Origin of the sequence: Streptomyces sp. NPDC050759 (assembly GCF_044456945.1) — a bacterium.
Taxonomy (GTDB): domain Bacteria; phylum Actinomycetota; class Actinomycetes; order Streptomycetales; family Streptomycetaceae; genus Streptomyces.
The window spans coordinates 154,607-176,184 of sequence record NZ_JBITGI010000010.1 but is presented as its reverse complement, the minus strand read 5'-3'; the positions used below and the strand labels follow the sequence as shown (position 1 = coordinate 176,184).

The window sequence follows — 21,578 nt, the reverse complement described above, 5'->3', positions numbered from 1 at the left end:
GCCTGCGCGCGGACTGTTCGACGGCTGCTCGGGTCTTCGCCCGCAGAATCCTCGCCCACTACGCCGCCGTACGTCCGCTGGTGGCTCCGGCACTGCACCCGCACGTGGTCGCCGCCTACGCCTTCCTGGCCCGTACCGACGACCTCGCCGACCAGGGGCCGCTGCACGAACGTCTGCCTCGCTGGCGGGCCTGGGCCGAACAGGTCACCGTGGGATGGAGTCCGGGGGCGCCGACGACCCGGTCCTGCGGGCCTTTCTGCACACCGTGGCCGCGCGGCGGCTGCCCCATCACTGGGTGCACACCTACCTCAAGGCCACCACCGAGGAACTGCACTTCACCGGTCACGCCACCGAAGCCGACTTCCAGCGCTACGTCGACAACCTCGCCCTGCCGGCCCTGATGCTGATCGAGGACCTGCAGTACGAGGGCGGCGGCGACGAGGTCTTCCGGTCCCGTTGCCGGTCGTTCGCCGAAGGTCTGCAACGCCTGGACTTCCTGACCGATCTCACCGACGACCTGGCCGAAGGACGCCTCTACCTTCCGCAGGAGGACCTGGACCGCTCGGGTGTCACCCGTGCCGACCTCGAGCAGGGCCAGGACACCCCGGGGGTACGGGAGTTGGTGGCCCTGACCTGCCGTAGGACCAGAACGTCGATGACCGACTCGCGAGCCCTCCTGGACTCCACCGTGCCGGGCTTCCGGCCGTTGCAGCGTGCTCTGCTCGAACTGGCCGAGCACCAGTTGGCCCGCGTCGAGAGCACCGGTACGTCCGTCACGAGACGCGCCGTGGGCTACGGCATCCGGGTGCCGGTCGCCGTCCTGCTCCGAGAGAGGCGTCAACTCAAGGGCGATGCGGCGCTCGAGGGGTGAACGGGCTGGGTCCGACCGCCTGTGCGACCGCACCCGGGCAGTGGTCGTCGCCCGCCGGATCGGGCTGGTCGGCTCGATCCGGCGGGCGACCTCGAGTTGATCTGCACGCCTTCTGGACGCACCGGCCCGTCAGTGGCGCACCTTCACCTTGCTGAGCGCGGCCACCCCGAGCGCGGCCACGGCGATCTGGATCAGCCACTCGACCCAGTCGACGCCCTTGGTGTCGGCGACATCGAGGCCTGCCGCGATGCCCGTGCCGATGAAGGCGGCGACGATGCCGATCAGGATCGTCCACAGCATGCCGATGTGCTGGCGCCCGGGGACCACGAGCCGGCCGAGGACACCGATCACGATGCCGATGACAATCGCGCTGATCACGCCTGAGATCTCCATGCGGTGTCACCCCATCTGTAGTTGGTGACGCACGAGTGCCCGCCGAAAGGGCGCACACTCCACAGCCTTGGCCATTGCTTTGGCAACGTCTCGCTGAGCAAAGAGGCTTCGGGGCTGACCGGAGCTTCGGCCAGGGTGCGCAACGCGCTCATCCGCGTGGTGAATCAGGCGGGCGGCGCCGAAGTCCCGGGTCTGGCGGGCGGTCTGCCCGGCAACGGGGGCAGACTCAGCACACGAGAATTCCCACCGGCGTCGGCACCGTAGTCGCGCCGCGAATGTCGGCTGCGGCGGCGGCCCTTCTCCTGCTCATCGGATACGGACGGCGCTTCGCCGCCCCGGCCGCGGAGTTCGGAGCGGCGGTGGCCAACGCCGGTTGGATGACCCCGCTCCCGCGGTCCTCACCACGGGCTTCGGCGTCGGTGTCTCTCCTGAAGCGGGGCGTGCTGCCGTACCTGCGCCGTCGGCTGCCCGAATCCCCGACCTGCGGGCCGCGCCCTCGGATCAGTTCCGCGAGTTCCCGAACAGCAGGCGATAGCCGATCAGCAGCACCAGGGAGCCCCCGATGGCCGCTCCCCAGGTGTAGAGGTCGAAGAAGTGACCCTCCACCGGACGGTCGAGGAAGCGAGAGGAGAGCCAGCCGCCGACGAACGCCCCGGCGACCCCGATGAGGGTGGTGCCGATCAGGCCGCCCGGGTCCCGTCCCGGCAGCAGGATCTTGGCGATGGCTCCGGCGAGCAGACCCAGGACGATCCAGCCGATGATGCCCACGTTGTAGTCCTCCAGTCGGGTCGGGGCCGGGGAAAGTCCACCGGGCGCCGACCCTTTGAATTGCTTGATTGCGCAATCCTAGGGACTGAGACGAGAGACGAACGGGCCCTGCCGTGCCTGGTGACAAGTCGTCGATGTTCTTTCACACACTTATTACATTGCGCAATCAACGAACTGGAGACGTCCTCGTGGACAGCGCCCCGCCGCCCTTACACTGAGACAGCGCGCGTGCGTCGACAGTGACCGGGACGGGGCGGGACGGGAGGGGACCGTGATGACACTCGCCGGTGGTTCGGAGGACCCGTCCGCCGACGTACTGACGGAGGCGGCCGCCGCGTTCGGACTCCTTGCCTCCGCCGCCCGGCTGCACATCATGTGGGCGCTGTCCCAGGGCGAGAGCGATGTCACCCACCTCGCCGACCGGGTCGGCGGTGCGCTGCCCGCGGTCAGCCAGCATCTGGCGAAACTGAAACTCGCCGGGCTCGTCCGCTCCCGCCGTGAGGGCCGCCGGCAGGTCTACTACGTCGACGACCCCGACATCGTGACCGTGGTCCGCGTCATGGTCGGCCAGCTCACGGCCCGTACAGCCCCGGCCGCGGCGCGCGGTACCGTCTCACGCAGGCATTGATCCGCCTCCTGCGCCAGGTGCCGTCGTGGGCGCGGAAAGCGCCCTGGGCGAAGGCGAATGTGTCCGCCAGGTTGCCGCGTTCCTCCATGAGATCTCTCACCTGTGAAATGCGGCGGGCTCCGTGCTGGCCGGGCCAGGGGTTTGTTAGATTGCGCAACTACGCAACCCAGGCGAGTTCCCGCTTGGCCTGCCTGTACACCGCCGCGCTCGCCCGGCCGCCCACCCCATGGCCCGGCCTGAGAGGCCCGACCGTTTCCTGGGAGTGGTAGATGAGCGACCCGTGGGACGGCCCGGGCGGTCAGGCCACGCGCAGCCGCACCGGCCGGGTGCCGGAGCAGCGGACGGACGGGCCCGGCGGAGCGCATCGGCCCGGAGGCCGGGCCGCGGCGCGGGCTGCGGCCCGCTCGCACGGTGGCAAGCGCTCGCGTCGCCGGGCCCGTCCGGTACGGCGCGGCAGGCGGGTGCTGAAGATCGTCGGGATGTGTCTGGCGCTCCTCGTCCTGGCCACGGCCGGTGCCGGATGGTGGTTCTACCAGCACCTCAACGGCAACATCAACAGCGTCTCGCTCGACGGCAAGGGCGGTGCGGAGAAGGCCGACGCGTTCGGCCGCACCCCGATCAACATCCTGGTCATGGGCTCGGACGGCCGGACCAGCAAGGCGGACTGCAAGCTGGGCGGCGGCTGCTCCCAGACCGGCGTGCAGACCGGGAACGGCAACGCGGACGTACAGATGGTGGTGCACATATCCGCGGACCGCTCCAACGCCACCGTCATGAGCATCCCCCGCGACACCATGGTCGACGTCCCCGCCTGCAAGGACAGTGAGAGTGGCCAGTCCACGTCCGGCTACTACGGCCAGATCAACAGCGCCCTCCAGTACGGTCCCGCCTGCCAGGTGGCCACCATCCACGAACTCACCGGCATCCCCATCGACCACTTCGTCAAGCTCGACTTCTCCGGCGTGGTCAAGATGTCCGACGCGGTCGGCGGTGTCTCCGTGTGCGTCGACCACAATGTGTACGACACCTACTCGCACCTGAAACTGTCCAAGGGCAGCCACACCCTCAAGGGTGAGGCGGCCCTGGAGTTCGTTCGCTCCCGCCACGGCTTCGGGGACGGCAGCGACCTCGGCCGCACGGTCTCCCAGCACATCTTCCTCAGCGCGATGATCCGGAAGTTCAAGAGCGCGGGCACGCTCACGGATCCCACCGCGGTCTACGACCTCGCCGACGCCGCCACCAAGGCGCTCACCGTGGACGACGGCCTCGGCAGCGTCAAGAAGCTGATCGGGCTCGCGGCCGACGTGAACAAGGTCCCCACCAAGCGGATGACCTTTACCACGATGCAGACCGCCGCCGATCCGAACGACACCAACCGGGTCGTGGTGGGCGCGGGTGCCAAGGCCCTCTTCTCCAGCATCGCCGACGACCAGCCCCTGACCACCGGCTCCGGCAAGAAGTCCGTGGCGGCCTCCGCGACGGCCTCGGCCTCGGCGGTACCCGCCTCCCAGATCGCCGTGACCGTCGAGAACGGCACCGAGATCACCGGCCGCGCCTCCGCGATCGCGAACGCGCTCACCGGCCAGGGCTTCAGCTCCGCGACGACCACCGCCAACGCGCCGAGCCAGGCGACCACCACCACCCTCACCTACGGCACCGGTCGGAAGGCCGAGGCCCAGACGGCCGCCAAGGCGCTCGGGCTGTCCACCTCGCACCTCGTGGAGGGCACCGGTACCGGTCTGACCCTGGTGATCGGCAGCGACTGGACGAGCGGCACCACGTATCCGGGCGGTTCGTCCTCGCCGGCACCCGCCGACACGAAGGCCGCGGTCTCCAACGCACACGCCCAGACCGCCGACGAGGCCAAGACCTGCGCCAAGGTCAGCCCCTACAAGACGGTCTCCCTCAACGGGGTCGCGATGACACCGGAGCAGGCGTACGCGGCAGCGCCCCACAAGAAGGACTCCGACGAGTGAGGCGGGGACGGGGCCTGCGGTTGTACAGTTGCGCAAGCTGGCAACCATGAGTGTGGAGAAGGGACGTGGGGCATGCTGCGCAACGGACTGGAGCCCTGGCACCTGCTGATCGTGGCGATCATGATCATCTTGCTGTTCGGCTCGAAGAAGCTGCCCGAGGCCGCCCGCGGGCTCGGCAAGTCGATGCGCATCCTCAGGAGCGAGGCCAAGGCGATGAAGGAGGACGGCACCGCGCACTCCTCCGCCGCCCCGGCCGAGTCTGCCCCGCAGGTCGGTCAGTCCGCGCCCGCCGACACCACGGCGGCGCCTCGGACGGCCGAGAGCAACCCGGCCCACTGAGCTCCCGTACGGCCTCCCCGGCCGGGTCCGACGACGCGCGGGGGTAGAGCGCGCGCAGCGAGTCCGCCGTGGCCGACCTGCGCGACGGTCTGGCGGGCCAGGGACCTGGTGCTGCACAAGATGGTCGCGGTCAAGGAGGTCCGCCCGCCCGACCGGGACCTCGCCCACCTCGGCCCCCGAGTCGACCGTCTCACCGGCCGTCCAGCAGTCGAAGGACACGACGACCACGAGCCTGCTTCAACTGGGACAAGGTGCCCAAGCTTCTGGAAGAGGCCCTTCGACACCCCCTCGGCATGGCTGTCTGCCTGAGCAACGAGGTGACCCGCGTCATGCCCGCGGAGGGCTGAGCGCCTTCCCCGAGGATGGGGGGCTCGTACAGCGCTGATGCGCCGCTACCGGCTCGTCTCACAGGCGGATGACGACGAGAGCGGTGTCGTCGGCGTTGCCGATCGGAGGGAGTAGATCGGCCAGGAGCGCGTCGGCCAGGTCCTCGGGGGCGGCGTCGCGGTGGCGGGTCAGCGCGTCGGCGAGGCGCGCCAGGCCGGCGTCGATGTCCTCGGTGCGGCGCTCGATCAGACCGTCGGTGTAGAGGACCAGCGTGGCGCCCTCGTCGAAGGGCGTGACGGCCTCCGGACGGATGGTGTGTTCGAGGCTGGCACCGAGCGGCGGGTCGGTGGCCCGGTCCAGGAAGGTGACCGTGCCATCGGGCCGGAGCAGGGCGGGCGGGAGGTGGCCCGCGCTGCTGTACGTGAGGGTGTGGTCGCCCCAGTCGATGAACGCCGTCGCCGCCGTCGTCGACTCGGCTCCGTCGACGGAACGGGCGTACAGCCCGAGCGCCTCCAGAGCCCGGGCAGGGCCGTCGGCCACGCGGGTGGCGGCGCTCAGCGCGCTGCGCAGCTGGCCCATGACGCAGGCGGCCGACAGGCCGTGGCCGACGACGTCACCGACGGCCACCGCGAGACAGCCGTCGGGCAGGTCGACGAGGTCGTACCAGTCACCGCACACGTTCAGGGAGCCGACGGCGGGCCGGTAGCGCACGGCCGCCTGTTGGTGGCCGAGGGGGCCGGGGGCGGGCAGCAGGGCCTCCTGCAGAGCCAGGGCGACCTCGCGTTCGCGGGCGTGTGCCGTGCGCAGGCGTTCGTTGACCTCCTGGAGTTCCCGGGCGCGGGTGTACAGCTCGGCCTCCAGCACGCGGGCCCGGCTGTCACCGCCCGGTCCGCCGCGGGCGCGAATGAGTTCGGTGACCTCCTCCACCCGGTGCACGAGCAGTTTCACCTTCCCGTCGGTGCCGAGGACGGGCGCGTTGACCGGGCTCCAGAAGTGTTGCTGCCAGTGGCCGGGCCGCTGGGCATCCTCGATGTCGTAGCGGAGAACCGCCATCGTGTCGCGCTCCCCGGTGGCCACCGCACGCAGCATCGACTCCCGCGTCTCCCGCATCCCGGCCGCGGCCGAGTCATTGGGGTTCTCGGGGAAGACGTCGAAGATGTAGTGGCCCAGCAACTGCTCGCGGGCGCGACCGGTCAGCCGTAGGAAGTCGTCGTTGACGTCGACGTACACCAGCTCGGGCGTCAGCAACGCCACCATGCCGGGCAGAGCCCGGAAGACCGCCGCGTAATCGATCTGCGGTTTCCTCATGTGCAGCCTGCCTCGACACGAGCCATCATGATGTGATTTTCCACGATAGAGGGGAACGTGCCGCCGCCTCGACAGCTAACGTCATCACGCGACAGCGAACGACCAGGTTGGTTTCTCACGGGCGCGGCCCCCGGCCGACCGCCCGAGTCCCGGAAGGACCCACTCGAATGCGTTACGCAGTCCTCGGTACCGGCATCGTCGGCCGGACGCTGGCCGGAAAGCTCGTCTCCCTCGGTCACGACGTAGTCATCGGCACCCGCGATCCCGGGGCCACTCTCGCCCGCACCGAACCCGACGGCATGGGCAACCCGCCGTTCGCCCAGTGGCACGCCGACCACGGCCAGGTGCGCCTGGAGACCTTCGAGGAGGCGGCGGCCTTCGGCGAGACGGTCCTCAACACCACCGCGGGCGAGCGGAGCCTCGATGCCCTGCAAGCGGCCGGCGCACCCCAGCTGAGCGGCAAGGTCCTCATCGATGTCGCCAACCCGCTGGACTTCTCCGCCGGGAGGCCGACGTTTGACCCGGCAAGCACCGACAGCCTCGGCGAGCGCATCCAGCGGGCCTTCCCCGACGCGAAGGTCGTCAAGACCCTCAACACCATGAACTGTTTCGTCATGGTGGAACCGACCCGCGTGGCAGGGGAGCACAACGTGTTCGTCAGCGGTGATGACACCGGGGCGAAGAAGGCCGTCACGGCACTGCTGGGCTCCTTCGGCTGGCCCGAAGCGAGCGTCATCGACCTGGGTGACATCACCACCGCCCGCGGCGCCGAGATGCTCCTGCCGATCTGGCTGCACCTGTACGGCACGCTCGGCCACGGCGACTTCAACTTCCACATCCAGGGGGCCCGGCAGGGCGGCTGATACCGGGGCCACGGATCCGGCGTGAGCCGTTGAGCAGGGCTTCAAGTCGGGGAGGGGTGCGGTCCGGGGGTGGCCCGGGCTCGAAGGCGTCCGTTGCCTGGCCGGGCCGTGTGAGTACCCCGTGGCAGGACGGGTCCGCTCGTGGAGGCGGGGCTGGTTCGGCGAGCGGCTCGGGGGCCCGGTTCGGTTGGTTCAGGTGAGACGGACAACGCGGGTCTCGAGCGCGTCGCGGAGCGGGCGTACGGCCTCGACTCCCTGTCCGGCCGGGTCGTCGAATGCGCCGCCGCCGACGCCGGCGCACCCCGTCCGGACGCCCGGTACTACGTCATCCACGGCGACTTCCTGGGCGCCGGCAGCCTGGCTAAGCCGGCCGCGCACGACTACGGCGCCACCATGAACCCCGTGCTGAGACGAGGGGCTCGGTGGAGTTGTGTGCGCAGCGATGAGTTCCGGCCGGGTCGGGAGTCTGTTCCGGGGAGCGTCGTAGAAAGCCGTACGACGCTGCCGTACGCCACTTCACGGAGGACCCATGACCATCACCCCTGACGATCCGAGCACCGCGCTGCCCGGCCGCCCGCCCGTCGTCGACCTGGCCACGTGGCAGAGCGCCCGTGACGAGCTTCTGGTCCGCGAGAAGGCCCACACCCGCGAGGGCGACGCCATCGCCGCGGCCCGCCGCCGGCTGCCCATGGTGGAGTTCGACGGGACGGTCGAGGTCGTCGGCCCCGACGGACCGGTGCCGTTCCTGGACCTGTTCCAGGGGCGTGACGAGCTCGTGGTCTACAAGCACATGTGGTACGACGGCGCTCCGCACCAGGGGCAGTGCGAGGGCTGCACCACCACCGCCTGGCATCTGAAGGACGCCGTCTACCTCAACGCGCGCGGGGTCTCGTTCGCCATCGTGACCACGGGGCTGTGGGACGAGGTGGCCCCGTACGTCGAGTTCATGGGTTACACCCAGCCCTGGTACTCGGTGCGGGGCGTGGACGGGCCGGCCGGCGGGGACATGGGGTACCTCACCTGCTTCCTGCGCGACGGCGATCGCACGTTCCTCACCTACTCCACGACGGGCCGCGGCAACGAGCGGGTCAACGGGTCCCTCGGCCTGCTCGACATGACCCCCTACGGCCGCGGTGAGACATGGGAGGACAACCCCGAGGGCTGGCCCAAGGGGCGCGGTGCGTGCTGGACCTGGCGCGCGGACGCGGAGGGCAACCCCACCTGGGGCCCGACCGGCCGCCCCGTACCGCAGTGGACCCGCCCCGGCGCGACCCCGGCGCAGACCCTCGGCCGACGCGGTCACCACCACTGACACGCCTTCGTCGACGGCGCCGGCGAAATCTGCCCGGCGCCGGTCGGAACCCTCGAAGGAGGCACCTGTCGGTGGCCGCGGCAACCGCGGCCCGGCTCTACAGCTCTCTCAGCCGACAGGTGGACGCACCGAATCCCGGATCACGAGCTGCGTGCTCAGCACGACATGGTTGTCGGAGGCGAACCCCACCTCGCGGTCCAGGGCGAGGCGTACGGCGGTACGGCCCAGTTCCTCGTACGGGACCCGGACCGTGGTCAGGGCCGGGGTCAGGTCGGCGGCGAACGGGACGTCGTCGAAGCCGACCACGGAGACCTCGCGCGGGACGCTGAGACCGGCCTCGCGCAGGGCGGCCAGCGCGCCCAGCGCGACCACGTCGGACCCCGCGAACACCGCCGTGAACGCGACGCCCGCGCTCAGCGCTTCCCGGGTGCGCAGGTAACCCGAGGCGCGGGTGTAGTCGCCGCTCGTGTCCAACTCATCGGCGTACGGCACGCCATGGGCGCGCAGCGCGTCCCGGTAGCCGAGGCGGCGCTCCACCGCGCTGCTGAAGCCCGGCGCGCCGCCGAGGAAGAGGACGCGCCGGTGGCCGGCCGTCAGCAGGTGCGCGGTGGCCTGGAAGGCGCCGCCGCGGTTGTCGTAGTCCACGACCGTGGCCGGCACACCCGCGGGCAGCGGCGGCCTGCCGCACAGCACCAGCCGGGACCCCGCGGAGTCCAGAGCCCTGGCATAGCCGGCCATACGACGGTGATAGGCGTCGTCCGTCACGGTGCCACCCACCAGGAGGACCGCCGCCGCGTGCTGTTCCCGCATCAGCTGGACCAGGTCGTCCTCGCGCTCGGTGTCGCCCTTGGTCGAGCAGACCAGACTGAGGCGGCCCCGGCGGCCGGCCTCCTCCTCCACCCCCGCCGCCACGTGGGCGAGGGAGGGGCCGGTGATGTCACGCAGGACGAGGGCGACGGGCCCGGCGACCCGGCCGGACAGCGCCTTGGCGTGGACGTTCACGACGTAGTGGAGGGAGTCGACGGCGGCCATGACCCGCTCCCTGGTCTCCGCGGACACCGGGTAGTTGCCCGCCAGCGTCCGGGAAACGGTTGCTACGGAAACGCCTGCCTTCGCGGCGACGTCGCGGATCGTGCTGGGCCTGTCGGCGGGCACCCGCTTCCGCTTCGCCCGCTTCGCCTCCTGGGCACCGGAGAGCGCTTCTTCCTGATCCGTCACGGCTCCGACGTTACTGCACCGGCTCAGCGTGTCCAGTAAACGTTTCCTCTTCAGCTCGGCTTCAGGACGACCGCCTGGCCGCCCGCCGGGGCCATGGCCACGCTCAGTGTGCTCTGCGCGGTGACGGAGCGGGTGCTGACCACGACCGGGGTCTGGTACGGGGCGGCCCCGGGGGTTCCGTCGGCGTAGACGGTTGCCGTGTAGGTGCCGCCGCCCAGGAACGACAACGGGATCGCCAGGACCCGGGAGGTCTCGTTGGTCATGGCCCCGAGGTACCAGGTGTCGCCGCTCCGACGGGCCACCGCCACGTACTCGCCGATCGACCCGGCCAGGGTCCGGCTCTCGTCCCAGGTCGTGGGAACGGCCGTGAACCAGGGCAGCCCCGGCCAGTTCGCAGGGGTGCCGTACTTGGACGGCTTGTCGTACCAGAAGAGGAAGTTGAGGGGCTGGTAGTACACCGCGGCCATGGCCATCTGGTGGCTGTTGGTCGTCTTGTCCCGTGACTGGCCGTAGCAGATCGTGTAGTCCATCGGGCCGCCGATGTTGCGGGCGAAGGGCAGCGTCACGTTGTGCGTGGCGGTCGGGAACTGCTCGTTGCCCCGGACGCCCTCCAGGCTGATCCAGTTGGGGTAAGTGCGTTCGTAGCCGAACGGCCGGACGTCGTCGTGCATGTCGATCAGCAACCGGTACGTGGCGGCTGTCCTCGCCCAGTCGGTGATCTGGTCGGTCATCGTCCGCGTACCGTCGTTGATGAAGCCCAGCTTGATGCCCGCGACGCCCCAGCCCTTGTAGAGGCCGAAGAGGGAGTCCGCGTCGGTCAGCGCGAGCCGGTTGACGTAGAGGAAGACGCCGATGCCCTTGCTCGTGGCGTACGAGATGACGGACGGGAGATCGATGGCCGTTATCGGTTTGGTCGCGTCGGTGGTCGTGAACTCGGGTCCGTACCAGCCGGCGTCGTACTCGACGTACTCAAGGCCGCGGGCCACGGCGAAGTCGACGCCTGCCAGGCCCGCGGCGGTGCTGAGCTCGCAGCGGAAGACCTTGCCCGGCTTGATCCACGAGGTGTCGGCCAGGGCGTTGGGCGGGGCCAGGTTGAGGATCAGCTCGGCGTTGTCGACCAGTTCGGCATGGGTGGAACCGATTACTGCGGCGCGCCACGGTGTGGCGAACGGGGTCGTGACCGTGCTGGTCGGCTCGACCGGGCCGGTGCCACGGGCGGTGTGTTCCATCAGGAAGGCGGACAGGGTGCCGGGCTGTCCGTCGGTCGAACCGAGCATCAGGCGCGGGAAGCCGAGCCGGGCCGACTCGCAGACGCACGCGATGAGGCCATCCGCGAGAGTGGCGGTGAGCGGCAGGTCGGTGAGGGGGCCGTTGTCCGTGGTGGAGGTGCCGGTGACCGGGATGGAGCCCGGCGCCACCGGGAGGTAGGCGTTCTCGTCGCGGGCGCTGTAGACGGTGGTGTCGTCGGGGAAGGTGAACGTGGTCAGTTCGCCCGCGATGGTGGCGGTGCCTTCGTCGAGCAGGAGGTAGCGCAGTGCGACACCGGTCCTGTAGGCGCGGATCTGGACGCCGAAGCGGGCCCCCGTGGCGGTGTCCCGCAGGTTCCACCGCTGCTCCTGGTAGTGGTCGGTGACGGTGGCGTTGCGCCCGTACACCGGGTTCCAGGTGGTGCGGGCGGTCCCGTACTGGTTGCCGGTCACCGTCACGTCGCTGCCGAGGACGGTTCCGTCGCTCAGCTCGAGGCCCAGGACGGACGTGTCGACGACCGTCCTGCCGTGGTGGTGGACGGACCACCGGAGCGCTCCGTCCACCACCGACATCGTGATGGCGTTGCCGCCCATGCGCGCGGTCGCGCAGTCCGACTGCCCCGTGTCGGCCGCTCCTTCGGCCGCGTAGCCCGGCTGCGCGGTGCCCACGCCCGTCGCGGCCAGACCGACGGTGACGGCCGTGCCCTTCAGGACACCCCGACGGGACAGCGCCCCCGCCCTGCCGGCTCTGTCCCGCGCGGGCTCTTCCCGGTCCTGTGTGGTTCCCATGGGACGCGGCCTCTCGTAGTGAGTAAACGTTTTCTACTGGAGATGTTGTACGGGCCGGGGGAGCTGGGTCAAGACCTGCGGGGGCCCAGGCACCGTGGATCCGCCTGAGCCCCGGAGCGGTCGGCGTCATGCGCCGCTTCCCGCCGGGATGGCGTATCGGAGGGTGCGGTCGCCGCTGAGCAGGTCAGGAAGATGCCGGCGCGCCCGAGCCGACGCTGAAGACGTGGCTCCATATCGCCGGGTCACCGGTCAGGCCGACCGGACCCGGCCGCGGACCGGTCACGGACGCGGAGTCGGCGATCACGACCTGCCGGGCCTGTCTGGTGCCCCGGCAGGGAAGGTGTGCCCGTCAAGGAGCGGCGTCCGGTGCGGCGAGTGGGGGCACCCCTCTGGGGGAGCGTGCCGGGCGTCGCGACGGGTGAACGCCGGGGTACTAGTTCTTCCGCATGCGGACGGCGACGAAGAACGGCGTTCGAAGCGTCTTGAGGTAGCGGACCTCGTCGACCTGGCGGGCGGCCTCCGTGGCCCGCGGCTCCACGAACCGCTCCAACGCGAAGCCGGCGTCGAGGAGTTCGCCCAGGAAGGTCTGCATCGTCATACGGCGGTGGGAGTTCGTCGTGCCGCTGTCGCCGAAACGCGTCTCGACACGGTCCTCGTCGAAGTAGGAGCCGCCGTGCCAGATCCAGTCGGCGGTCGGGTGGACCGTGGAGACCAGCAGGGTTCCGCCGGGACGCAGCACGCGGTGCAGTTCGGTCAGCAGTTGCCGACGCGCCTCCAGGTGATGGTGCACCAGGGCCACGACCACCAGGTCGAACGAGTCGTCCGGCAGGAAGTCGAGTGGTTCCTCCAGGTCGTGGTGGTGCAGGGTGACGGCGTCGTCGTCGCCTATACGGTCGCGGGCATGGCCCAGCAGCGTCGCGCTGCCCTCGACGCCGACCACCTCGGCCGCGCCTCGGGCCCGCAGTTCCGTTATGTAGTGCCCGGCGCCGCAGCCGATGTCCAGGACGCGCAGCCCGGTGACGTCACCGGCCAGGGCGAACATGGCGGGCCGGTCGGTGTGGGCGTTGTAGGGGCCGTCGGTCGCGTTGTCGGCGAAGTAGTCGGCGAGGGCCCCCTCGTAGGAGGTGTTGATACGCATCACCGCATGCTGCCAAAGATTCAACCGCATGCCAGGGATTCAAGCGGGGACAACAGATGACGGCAGGGGGTCACGGTCCCCGGCCAGCCGCAGCGTCGCGAGGGTGGCCAGTCCCGCCGTGACGCCGAAGGTGAGGGCGGCGGGGACGCCTGTGCCGAGAGCGGAGAACATGTGCACGGGACCCCATACGGCGGCGGTGTCGTCGATCGCCATGTGCAGGACCTGGCTCGCGAGCAGCCCCAGTACGGTCGCGCAGACCGCGCCCACCGCCATCGCCGGCACGGTGGTCCGGGTGAGCAGGCCGGGCAGCAGTCGCAGTGACCACCACACCACGGCCAACAGGAGCACGTCGGCGGCCCGGTACAGCAGCCAGTGTCCGAGGGACGTGGTCGACGGACCCGTCCAGGCGCCGAGCAGCAGCCACTGGCGCAGCAGGTCACCGGGCTCGGACAGCAGGCCCGCGCCGCTGAACGAGGTCTGCATCCGGGCCGCCACCGACTGGTACGACAGGACCACCAGGGACAGCGCGACCACCGCGGTTCCGGCGCTCGCCGCCAGGCGGGCGGGGCGCGCCGGCACATCGCGCCGGGGCAGTGGTTCCGCGCCCTTGCCGGAGACGCGGGCCACGAGAACCGTGAGCAGTGCGGTCAACAGTCCCGCGAACACCGGGACCGGTCCGCTCGACGCGATCACCCCCGCCAGTTGCGGCAGGACCCGGTAGCTGCCGTGCCCCCGGGACGCGATCAGCCAGGGCGCGGAGACCGTCACGGCCAAGGTCGCGGACACCGGTCCCCAGGCCCACAGCGCGAACAGCGCGGCCGGTGTACGGCCCCGCGTCGGCGGGATCCTGCGGAGCAGGAGCAATGTGCCGGCCAGGAAGAAAACGAAGACGGCCACGAATCTGATCTGCATCGCGGTGCTGTACAGATTGGCGTACCGGGTGGCTCCGCCCGTGGCTGCGTCGACGGATCCGTCGGACGGCAGGGCCACCGAGGAGTCGTACGACCAGGGCATGAGCCATCGCCGGAGTTCGTTCACGGAGTCCACGTCGAACACACTGGTGCTGCCGCGCAGTTGCAGTGCCTGCGCGCTCGCCCCCGCCCACCACAGCAACAGCGTGAACAGCAGGCCCCCGACCAGGGCTGGTAACACCGCGCGCCGGTATGTCATGTAGTTTCCCCCGCCTTGCCGCTGTGTTCGTAGGTGTTTCGAACAGAGGAAGCGTAGGGGGCGGTGATCGTGTGTGAACCGGTGGGGCGATCACTTCTGTCGCAGTGGACGAGCAGGATCCTTTTCGAGCGCGCGTGACTCCCCGAGCCGACCCATCGCCGATACTGTCGACGTCGCCTGAACCATCGACCAAGGCAGCGAAGTTGACCACGCAGACCCACCCCGTCGATCACGAACTCGTCCACGCCGCGGCGCACGTCGCTCGCACGCGTTGCCGAGGCGACAACCACACCATGGCGGCCGCGGCCCGTGCCCGGGACGGGCGGATCATCACCGCCGTGAACGCCTACCACTTCACGGGAGGACCCTGCGCCGAGCTGGTCCTCATCGGCGCGGCGGCCGCCCAGGGCGCCTACGAACTGGAGACGATCGTCGCCGTGGGGGACCGCGACCGAGGGGTCGTTCCGCCGTGCGGGCGGTGCCGGCAGGTCCTTCTCGACTACTTCCCCGACCTCGAGGTCATCGTCGGCGAAGAGGCCCGTATCCGGAGCGTGCGCATCACCGACCTGCTGCCCGAGAGCTACGTCTGGGCCGACCACCAGCTCGACGCCGAGTGACACCGACCGCTGACGGCGGTGCCGACGAGAGCGTGGCATGGTCATCAGTGCAGTGGACAGCAGCCTCGTAAGCCTGCCCCGGAGCCGGCGGCCCACCCGACACAAGGAGCGACAACCATGCGGTACCGCACACTCGGCAGCTCGGACCTGAACGTCTCGGAGATCTCGCTCGGGTCCTGGCTCACCTACTCCGGCGGCGTCGAGGCGGACGCGACCCGCGCCTGCACCGAGGCGGCCTTCGACGCGGGCATCAACTTCTTCGACACCGCCAACGCCTACGGGCGGGGAGCCGCGGAGACGGCCTGGGGCGAGATCCTGTCCGCCCACCCCCGTGACTCCTACATCCTGGCCACCAAGGTCTATTTCCCGATGTCGGACGACCCGGCCGACCGCGGACTGTCCCCCGCCCACATCGCCCAGCAGATCGACGCCTCCCTCACCCGCCTCAGGACCGACCACGTCGACCTGTACCAGGCGCACCGCTTCGACTCCGGCGTGCCGATCGAGGACACCGTCGAGGCGTTCCAGAAGGTGGTCGAGCAGGGCAAGGCCCGCTACATCGGCTTCAGCGAGTGGACTCCCGAGCAGATCCAGGCAGCGATCGACCTCGCAGGACCCGATCTGTTCGTCTCCTCCCAGCCGCAGTACTCCATGCTCTGGCAGGCACCCGAGGCCGAGGTGTTCGGCCTGTGCGCCGCCCACGGCATCTCCCAGATCGTCTGGTCGCCGCTGGCCCAGGGGGTACTCACCGGCAAGTACAAGCCCGGACAACCCGTCCCCGAGGGAAGCCGGTTCGCCTCCGCGGACATGGCGGTCTCCCAGGACCTCGTGTACAGCGACGCCATCCTCGAAGCGGTCCAGCGTCTCGTCCCGATCGCGGAGGAGGCCGGGATGAGCATGGCCACCCTGGCGCTCGCGTGGGTCCTGCGCCGTGGCGAGGTCGCCTCCGCGATCACCGGTGCCTCCCGCCCCGACCAGGTCCACGCCAACGCCGCCGCTTCCGGCGTGGAAGTGTCCGACGACCTGCTGACCGCGGTCGACGAGGCCCTCGGCGACGTCCCCGTCACCGAACCCACCCTCGCCCCCGGCGCCCAGTCCGGCGTCAAGCACCGCTGAACTCCTGCGGCTGACCGCCCTGGTGGGCCCGCCGGTACCCTGCCCGCCCCCACCCTCGCTGCCCGCGCGCACCGCCCCTCGGTCACGGCGAACCGCTGTTGCAGGGCGGTCGCTTCCCGTGGAGCGAGCCCACGGCCCGGCGCTGCCAGGCACGGCGCAGCTCGCCGGGGCTGTCGGCCTTCAGCGGATCGTCCTGGGCGCGGACGAACCGCGGTACGGGCCCCGGCCGCTCCGGTCGCCGCTCCCGCGACGGCCGCCCGCTGGTGGTCAGGGGGCGGGTCGTGCGGGCGTTGCGTGATTGACGCCCCCGCGCCCCCTGCCTACCGTCGCCCCCACACATCTGAACAGGCAGGTCGACGATGACAGACTCCTCGGGATCCCCCGACAACAGATCCACCGCCCGGCAGCTCCAGGTGGAGACCCACGGGCTGGACGTGATCGGCGACGCCGAACGCAAGGGCACCCCGCGGACGCTGTTCTGGCCGTGGTTCGGCGCCAACGTGTCCATCCTCGGCCTGAGTTACGGCTCGTTCGCGCTGGGCTTCGGGATCTCCTTCTGGCAGGCGCTGGTGGCCGGCGTGATCGGGATCGTCTTCTCGTTCCTGCTGTGCGGTTTCGTCGCGGTCGCCGGCAAGCGGGGTTCCGCGCCGACGATGGTTCTCAGTCGTGCCGCCTACGGGGTGCGTGGCAACCGCCTGCCGTCGGTCGTCTCCTGGGTGCTCACCGTCGGCTGGGAGACCGTGCTGTGCGCCCTCGCCACCCTGGCCACGGCGACCGTCTTCGGACGGCTCGGCTGGGGCGGCGGCACCGGGACCCAGGTGATCGCCCTGATCGTCGTCGCGGGGCTCACCGTCGTCGGCGGGGTGATGGGCTTCGACCTGATCATGCGGCTCCAGACCGTGATCACCGTGGTGACGGGCGTCCTGACCGTCCTCTACGTCGGGCTGGTCGCCGACCACATCCACTGGAGCACCGTCAGCGCCCTCCCGGCGGGCTCCGCCCAGGACTTCATCGGCGCGCTGGTCTTCATGATGACCGGCTTCGGTCTCGGCTGGGTCAACGCCGCCGCCGACTACTCCCGCTATCTGCCCCGCACTTCGTCGAGCCGGGGCGTGGTCGGCTGGACCACCTTCGGCGCCTCCGTGGCCCCGCTGCTCCTGCTGGTCTTCGGACTGCTGCTGGCCGGATCGTCCACCAAGCTCAGCGACGCCGTCGCCGCCGACCCGATCGGCGCGCTCACCACCCTCCTGCCCACCTGGTTCCTGGTGCCCTTCGCCGTGGTCGCCGTTCTCGGCCTGGTCGGCGGCGCGGTCCTCGACATCTACTCCTCGGGCCTCGCCCTGCTCTCGGCGGGCCTCAGGATCCCGCGTCCGCTGGCGGCGCTGGTCGACGGCGTCCTGATGATCGCGGGCGCCGTCTACATTGTGTTCTTCGCCGACGACTTCCTCGGCCAGTTCATGGGCTTCCTCACCACCCTCGGCGTCCCCATCGCCGCCTGGTGCGGCATCATGCTCGCCGACCTCTCGCTGCGCCGCCGTGACTACGACGACGCCGACCTCTACCGCCCGAGCGGCCGCTACGGCGACGTACCGCCCACCCCGCTGATCCTGACGGTTCTCGCCACCGCCCTCGGCTGGGGCCTGGTCACCAACTCGGCCGCGAGCTGGCTGGACTGGCAGGGCTATCTCCTCGACCCCTTCGGGCTCGGCGGCACGTCCGGCGCCTGGGCGTACGCCAACCTCGGGGTGCTGGCCGCCCTGGCGCTCGGCTTCCTCGGCACGCTGGCCTTCGGCCGCGGGCGGGTCCGCGCGCAGGAGGGCGTCGTATGACGACCGGGTTGCTCGCCGTCATCGACATGCAGCGCGTCTTCGCCGAGCCGGGCAGTCCGTGGGCCACCCCTCGTTTCGCCGAGGCGGCGGCAGGCGTACGGCGGCTGCTGCCGGCCTTCGCGGAACGGGTCACGTTCACCCGCTTCGTCGCGCCCGCCGAGCCCACCGGCGCCTGGCGGGCGTACTACGCGCGATGGCCCTTCGCCTTGCAGCCGCCGGACGCCCCGCTGTGGCGGCTCACCGACGAGTTCGCCGACCGGGCACCGCACCTCATGGACGCGACCACCTTCGGCAAGTGGACCCCCGAACTCGCCGCCCGGGTGGGCCCCGAGGGCCGCCTGGTCCTGGCCGGTGTCAGCACCGACTGCTGCGTCCTGTCCACGGCCCTCGCCGCAGCCGACGCGGGCGTCGAGACCCTCGTGGTGTCCGACGCCTGCGCCGGCGTCGACGACGACTCCCACGCCAAGGCGCTGGACGTGATGGAGCTGTACGGGCCGCTGATCCGGGTCGTCACCGTGGATCAACTGATCGGAGCCTGACGGCACTTGGCGATATCCGGTCGGTACCGGGCAGCGCTCTGCCGTGTTGAATCGCTCGTAGCGCATCACGAACGGACGGCTCCCACACGCCAGGAGGCATCGTGACCGCCGCACCCGAGACCGGCCTCACCGAGCGGGAGATCATCGAACGGGCCGTGGCCCTCAGGCCCGCGCTGCTCGCACGCCAGGCGGAGACCGAACGGCTCACGCACTACCCCGAGACCACCCACGACGACTTCCTGAGGGCCGGCTTCTACCGGATCCTGCAGCCGCGCCGCTACGGCGGCCACGAGTTCGGCCTGCCCGTGTTCTACCGGGTGGTCGTCGAGATCGCCCGCGGCTGCCCCTCCACCGGCTGGGCCCTGTCCCTGACCGCCGCCCATGTCCTGCAGGCCTGCACGGTCTTCGACGAGAAGGCCCAGGACGAACTCTTCGGCCCCGACGGCGACTTCCGGGCCGCCTCCACCGTCGCGCCGGTGGGCGTCGCCCAGCCCGACGGCCCCGACCACGTGATCCTCGACGGCACCTGGCCCTACTCCTCGGGCGCCCCCTACTCCACGCACTACCTCGGCCAGACCCTGCGCGCGGGCAGCCCACCCGGCCCACCCGTGCTGTTCGTCGCCCCGCGCTCGGTGTGGACGGTCCTCGACGACTGGCGGGGCGCCCTCGGTCTGCGCGGCACCGGATCCAACAGCATCCGCATGGACCAGGCCCGTGTCCCCGCGCACTTCACGTGCGAGACGAGCCTGCTGGACCTGCCGGTGGAGGGCGGCAGCGTCGGCTCCAAGCTGCACGGCAACCCGATGTACGCGGGACGCGCGCCCAGCTTCTTCCACGGCGAGCTGGCCGCCGTCATGATCGGCACCGCGTACGCCGCCGCCGACGAGTACGCCCGGATCGTCGCCGCCCGCCCCCTGCTCCTGGAGCCCGACCGCACCCGCGCCGACCTGCACGACTACCAGCGCCACCTCGGCGAGGCCCTCGGCATGATCCACCTGGCCGAGGCGGCCCTCAGGCAGAGTGCCGAGGACTGGATGGAGGCCTGCCGCCGCAACGTCAGCGGCGAGGCACCCTTCACCGTGGTCGAGGACAACCGGCTCGCCCTGACGTTCCTGAACGCGGGGCGGATGGCCTGGGACGTCCTCCAGGGCATCCTGTTCCGCACGGCCGGCTCCCGCCACGCGCGCGACGGCGAACGGATGCAGCGCTACTTCCGGGACGCGGCCACGTACTGGACCCACGTGGGACCCAGCATGTACGAGCCTCTCGTGCGGCGGGTCGGATGCGACACCCTCGGTCTGCCCTCGGAGCACATCGCGCTGATTCCCTGACGTCCCGAACGCATGCTCTCGGCACGCTCGGGTACGCGAGCAGCACCGCGCCCCGGGCGATCATGCCCCCGGGCGGGGCCGCACGACCGCCGCTACCAGGGGATCTGCCATGGACACACCCGCAAACGACAACACCGCCACACCGGCCCAGCGGGCGCTGGACGCGCTGACGCAGAACACCGAGGACGCGACGGCGCTGGACACGCTCGCCACCAGTGACGTGCTCATTCCGGTGCCCGACGACGCCGCGGACGAGGACACGACCGTGGCGCTGCCCGTGCTGGAACAGCAGGACGGCGCTCCCGTGGTGCCCGTGTTCACCTCGGAGACGGAGATGGCCGAACTGCTTCCGTTCGTGTCCCGCTACCGTCTGGTGCCGCTGGGTGCGCTCGCCGCGCAGTGGCCGGACGGCGATCTGTCGCTCTCGATCGACGCCAGTTCCTCGCATCCGCTGACGCTGACGTCCGAGGGCGTGCGCACCCTGCTGGCCCGGCCGTAGGGCTGGTCGCACGGTGGGGCCCGGCCACCACACGCGACGGAGGGGGAGCGGCCGGGCCCGCAGAGGGGTGCGGACTGCTCCCGCCGCCGCACCCCGGTTCTCGCCTGCGGAAACAGAGATGAGCGGCGCCGACCCTGCTCATCCCCGGTGCGCCGTGCGATCGCCGTGACCCGACCATAGGACCGATCCGGCGGGCCGTCGCTCCGGAATACGTGGCGCATGTCCGCTAAGCGCGGCGGATCGGCGGGCGCGACGGCTCACGGGGCGCGCAGTGTCTGCGAGGGTGACTCGCCGTAGCGCTCCCGGTACCGCCGTGCGAACCGGCCCAGATGGACGAACCCCCACGCGTGAGCCACTTGCGTCACGGTCGTGGTGCCCGGCGCCGCCGCCCGCAGCTGCTGGTGGACCCGCTGGAGCCGTACCTCGTGGACGTACGCCATGGGCGACATGCCGACATTGCTGCGGAACGCTTCTTGCAGGGTGCGCAGACTGACCTGGGCGATGGCCGCGAGCCGGTTCGCGTCGTACGGCTCGGCGGGCAGTTCCTGTACGGCGTCCATGACCCGCTTCACCGACGCCGGGCGCATCGGTGGGGGAGGGGCCTCCAGCGCGTCGCGGAAGGTGTGGTCGGTGGCCAGCAGCATTCCCTCCAGGAGGGTCTGTTCGAGACGGCCGCGGATCATCGGATGGCTCAGCAGTCCGAGCGGGACGTTCCGCTCGAGCAGGTTCCACATCGCCAGGCGCATCCAGCTCAGGCCCGGTCCCCGTGAGACGTCCATGTACGGCCCGAAGCGCGGCGGGTGCCGCACCGGCCGGCCAAGGAGCACCTCCAGCTGCCTGAGCACGGCCGCCTTGTCGATCTTGACGGTGAGAGCCTGGCAGTCGGCGGACCAGGTGTCGATGCGGATGTCCCGCGCCGGATCGAAGACCAGCGCCCGCCGCTCGGTCGCGTAATCCGTGACCCCGTGCCCCTCCCGGATGCTGAAGCAGCCGCCGAAGGGCACGGCGACGTGGTACACGCCCGGCTCGCCGAAACTCATCCGCATCTCGGTGCCGAAGCGGACGTCGCCCACCGTGAGCGCGCCGAGGTCGACGACACTGAGCCTGGTCTCGAACTCCGTTGCCCGGCCGACGACTTCGAGACGCAGATCGTAGTAGTGGGCCGCGATCGCGTCGTGCGCCTCCTCCAGGGAGTTCGTCGCGTAGCTGTGGAACTCGGCCGCCCGGTCCTCTCCCACGGCCAAGGCGTCCACCCCCTTCCCCGCTCGGCGTCTGCTTGTTCAACATGACCCGCGGACGG

General features: G+C 70.7%; 21 protein-coding genes. 12 read left to right on the top strand and 9 right to left on the bottom strand.

Translation table 11 applies throughout. The annotated features are described in order from the left end of the window. The first annotated feature begins 214 nt into the window (after positions 1-214). Complete coding sequence (locus tag ACIBJB_RS28185) at positions 215-871, top strand: squalene/phytoene synthase family protein (protein ID WP_398934342.1); 657 nt, start codon at positions 215-217, stop codon at positions 869-871. Positions 872-1,000: 129 nt separating this feature from the next. Here ACIBJB_RS28185 and ACIBJB_RS28180 read toward each other — a convergent pair whose 3' ends face one another. After that, the gene (locus ACIBJB_RS28180; protein ID WP_069758748.1) at positions 1,001-1,264 is read right to left on the bottom strand and encodes a GlsB/YeaQ/YmgE family stress response membrane protein; all 264 of its coding nucleotides are present in this window, start codon (positions 1,262-1,264) and stop codon (positions 1,001-1,003) included. 501 nt (positions 1,265-1,765) lie between these two features. Beyond that, the gene (locus ACIBJB_RS28175; RefSeq protein WP_398934340.1) at positions 1,766-2,032 is read right to left on the bottom strand and encodes a GlsB/YeaQ/YmgE family stress response membrane protein; all 267 of its coding nucleotides are present in this window, start codon (positions 2,030-2,032) and stop codon (positions 1,766-1,768) included. A gap of 274 nt (positions 2,033-2,306) precedes the next feature. On the opposite strand from ACIBJB_RS28175, the gene ACIBJB_RS28170 reads away from it, so the two are divergent. The 3 genes from ACIBJB_RS28170 to tatA all read left to right on the top strand — a co-directional run bounded on the left by ACIBJB_RS28170 (position 2,307) and on the right by tatA (position 4,975). Beyond that, on the top strand, positions 2,307-2,660 hold the full coding sequence (locus ACIBJB_RS28170) for an ArsR/SmtB family transcription factor (RefSeq protein ID WP_398934338.1): 354 nt from the start codon (positions 2,307-2,309) through the stop codon (positions 2,658-2,660). A gap of 269 nt (positions 2,661-2,929) precedes the next feature. Continuing rightward, positions 2,930-4,636 carry an LCP family protein gene (locus ACIBJB_RS28165; protein WP_398934336.1) on the top strand — a complete coding sequence of 569 codons (1,707 nt, stop codon included), beginning with the start codon at positions 2,930-2,932 and terminating at the stop codon, positions 4,634-4,636. Between the two features lie 72 nt (positions 4,637-4,708). Next, a complete protein-coding gene (gene tatA, locus ACIBJB_RS28160; protein WP_398934334.1) occupies positions 4,709-4,975 on the top strand; it encodes a Sec-independent protein translocase subunit TatA in 267 nt (88 codons plus the stop codon). 405 nt (positions 4,976-5,380) lie between these two features. Here tatA and ACIBJB_RS28155 read toward each other — a convergent pair whose 3' ends face one another. Then, positions 5,381-6,610 (bottom strand): PP2C family protein-serine/threonine phosphatase, encoded by a 1,230-nt coding sequence (locus ACIBJB_RS28155; protein WP_398934332.1) that lies wholly within the window; start codon positions 6,608-6,610, stop codon positions 5,381-5,383. A gap of 167 nt (positions 6,611-6,777) precedes the next feature. Between ACIBJB_RS28155 and ACIBJB_RS28150 the strand changes: the two genes are divergently transcribed. Then, positions 6,778-7,473 carry an NADPH-dependent F420 reductase gene (locus tag ACIBJB_RS28150; RefSeq protein WP_398934330.1) on the top strand — a complete coding sequence of 232 codons (696 nt, stop codon included), beginning with the start codon at positions 6,778-6,780 and terminating at the stop codon, positions 7,471-7,473. A 192-nt stretch (positions 7,474-7,665) separates the two neighbouring features. Here the strand turns inward: ACIBJB_RS28150 and ACIBJB_RS28145 are convergent, their stop codons facing one another. Then, positions 7,666-7,806 carry a hypothetical protein gene (locus tag ACIBJB_RS28145; RefSeq protein WP_398934328.1) on the bottom strand — a complete coding sequence of 47 codons (141 nt, stop codon included), beginning with the start codon at positions 7,804-7,806 and terminating at the stop codon, positions 7,666-7,668. Between the two features lie 196 nt (positions 7,807-8,002). Between ACIBJB_RS28145 and ACIBJB_RS28140 the strand changes: the two genes are divergently transcribed. Further along, positions 8,003-8,785 carry a DUF899 domain-containing protein gene (locus ACIBJB_RS28140; protein WP_398934326.1) on the top strand — a complete coding sequence of 261 codons (783 nt, stop codon included), beginning with the start codon at positions 8,003-8,005 and terminating at the stop codon, positions 8,783-8,785. Between the two features lie 108 nt (positions 8,786-8,893). Here ACIBJB_RS28140 and ACIBJB_RS28135 read toward each other — a convergent pair whose 3' ends face one another. From ACIBJB_RS28135 to ACIBJB_RS28120, 4 genes are all read right to left on the bottom strand, one after another. Further along, entirely contained in the window at positions 8,894-9,862 is a 969-nt protein-coding gene (locus tag ACIBJB_RS28135) for a LacI family DNA-binding transcriptional regulator (protein WP_398934657.1), read from the bottom strand. A gap of 191 nt (positions 9,863-10,053) precedes the next feature. Beyond that, the gene (locus ACIBJB_RS28130) at positions 10,054-12,039 is read right to left on the bottom strand and encodes a glycoside hydrolase family 97 catalytic domain-containing protein (protein ID WP_398934324.1); all 1,986 of its coding nucleotides are present in this window, start codon (positions 12,037-12,039) and stop codon (positions 10,054-10,056) included. 433 nt (positions 12,040-12,472) lie between these two features. Further along, positions 12,473-13,177, bottom strand: a complete 705-nt coding sequence (locus ACIBJB_RS28125) for a class I SAM-dependent methyltransferase (RefSeq protein WP_398934322.1) — start codon at positions 13,175-13,177, stop codon at positions 12,473-12,475. Positions 13,178-13,216: 39 nt separating this feature from the next. Then, positions 13,217-14,347 (bottom strand): hypothetical protein, encoded by a 1,131-nt coding sequence (locus tag ACIBJB_RS28120; protein ID WP_398934320.1) that lies wholly within the window; start codon positions 14,345-14,347, stop codon positions 13,217-13,219. A gap of 203 nt (positions 14,348-14,550) precedes the next feature. Between ACIBJB_RS28120 and ACIBJB_RS28115 the strand changes: the two genes are divergently transcribed. From ACIBJB_RS28115 to ACIBJB_RS28090, 6 genes are all read left to right on the top strand, one after another. Further along, on the top strand, positions 14,551-14,964 hold the full coding sequence (locus ACIBJB_RS28115) for a cytidine deaminase family protein (protein ID WP_398934318.1): 414 nt from the start codon (positions 14,551-14,553) through the stop codon (positions 14,962-14,964). Between the two features lie 117 nt (positions 14,965-15,081). Beyond that, positions 15,082-16,080 (top strand): aldo/keto reductase family protein, encoded by a 999-nt coding sequence (locus tag ACIBJB_RS28110; RefSeq protein ID WP_398934316.1) that lies wholly within the window; start codon positions 15,082-15,084, stop codon positions 16,078-16,080. 359 nt (positions 16,081-16,439) lie between these two features. Continuing rightward, the gene (locus ACIBJB_RS28105; RefSeq protein WP_398934314.1) at positions 16,440-17,909 is read left to right on the top strand and encodes a purine-cytosine permease family protein; all 1,470 of its coding nucleotides are present in this window, start codon (positions 16,440-16,442) and stop codon (positions 17,907-17,909) included. Next, on the top strand, positions 17,906-18,448 hold the full coding sequence (locus tag ACIBJB_RS28100) for a cysteine hydrolase family protein (RefSeq protein WP_398934312.1): 543 nt from the start codon (positions 17,906-17,908) through the stop codon (positions 18,446-18,448). Before ACIBJB_RS28105 ends, ACIBJB_RS28100 begins: the two co-directional genes overlap by 4 nt. 101 nt (positions 18,449-18,549) lie before the next feature. After that, entirely contained in the window at positions 18,550-19,779 is a 1,230-nt protein-coding gene (locus ACIBJB_RS28095) for an acyl-CoA dehydrogenase family protein (protein WP_398934310.1), read from the top strand. 109 nt (positions 19,780-19,888) lie between these two features. Further along, entirely contained in the window at positions 19,889-20,278 is a 390-nt protein-coding gene (locus ACIBJB_RS28090) for an SseB family protein (RefSeq protein ID WP_069758727.1), read from the top strand. 257 nt (positions 20,279-20,535) lie between these two features. Here ACIBJB_RS28090 and ACIBJB_RS28085 read toward each other — a convergent pair whose 3' ends face one another. Further along, on the bottom strand, positions 20,536-21,516 hold the full coding sequence (locus ACIBJB_RS28085; protein ID WP_398934655.1) for an AraC family transcriptional regulator: 981 nt from the start codon (positions 21,514-21,516) through the stop codon (positions 20,536-20,538). Between the last annotated feature and the right edge of the window lie 62 nt (positions 21,517-21,578).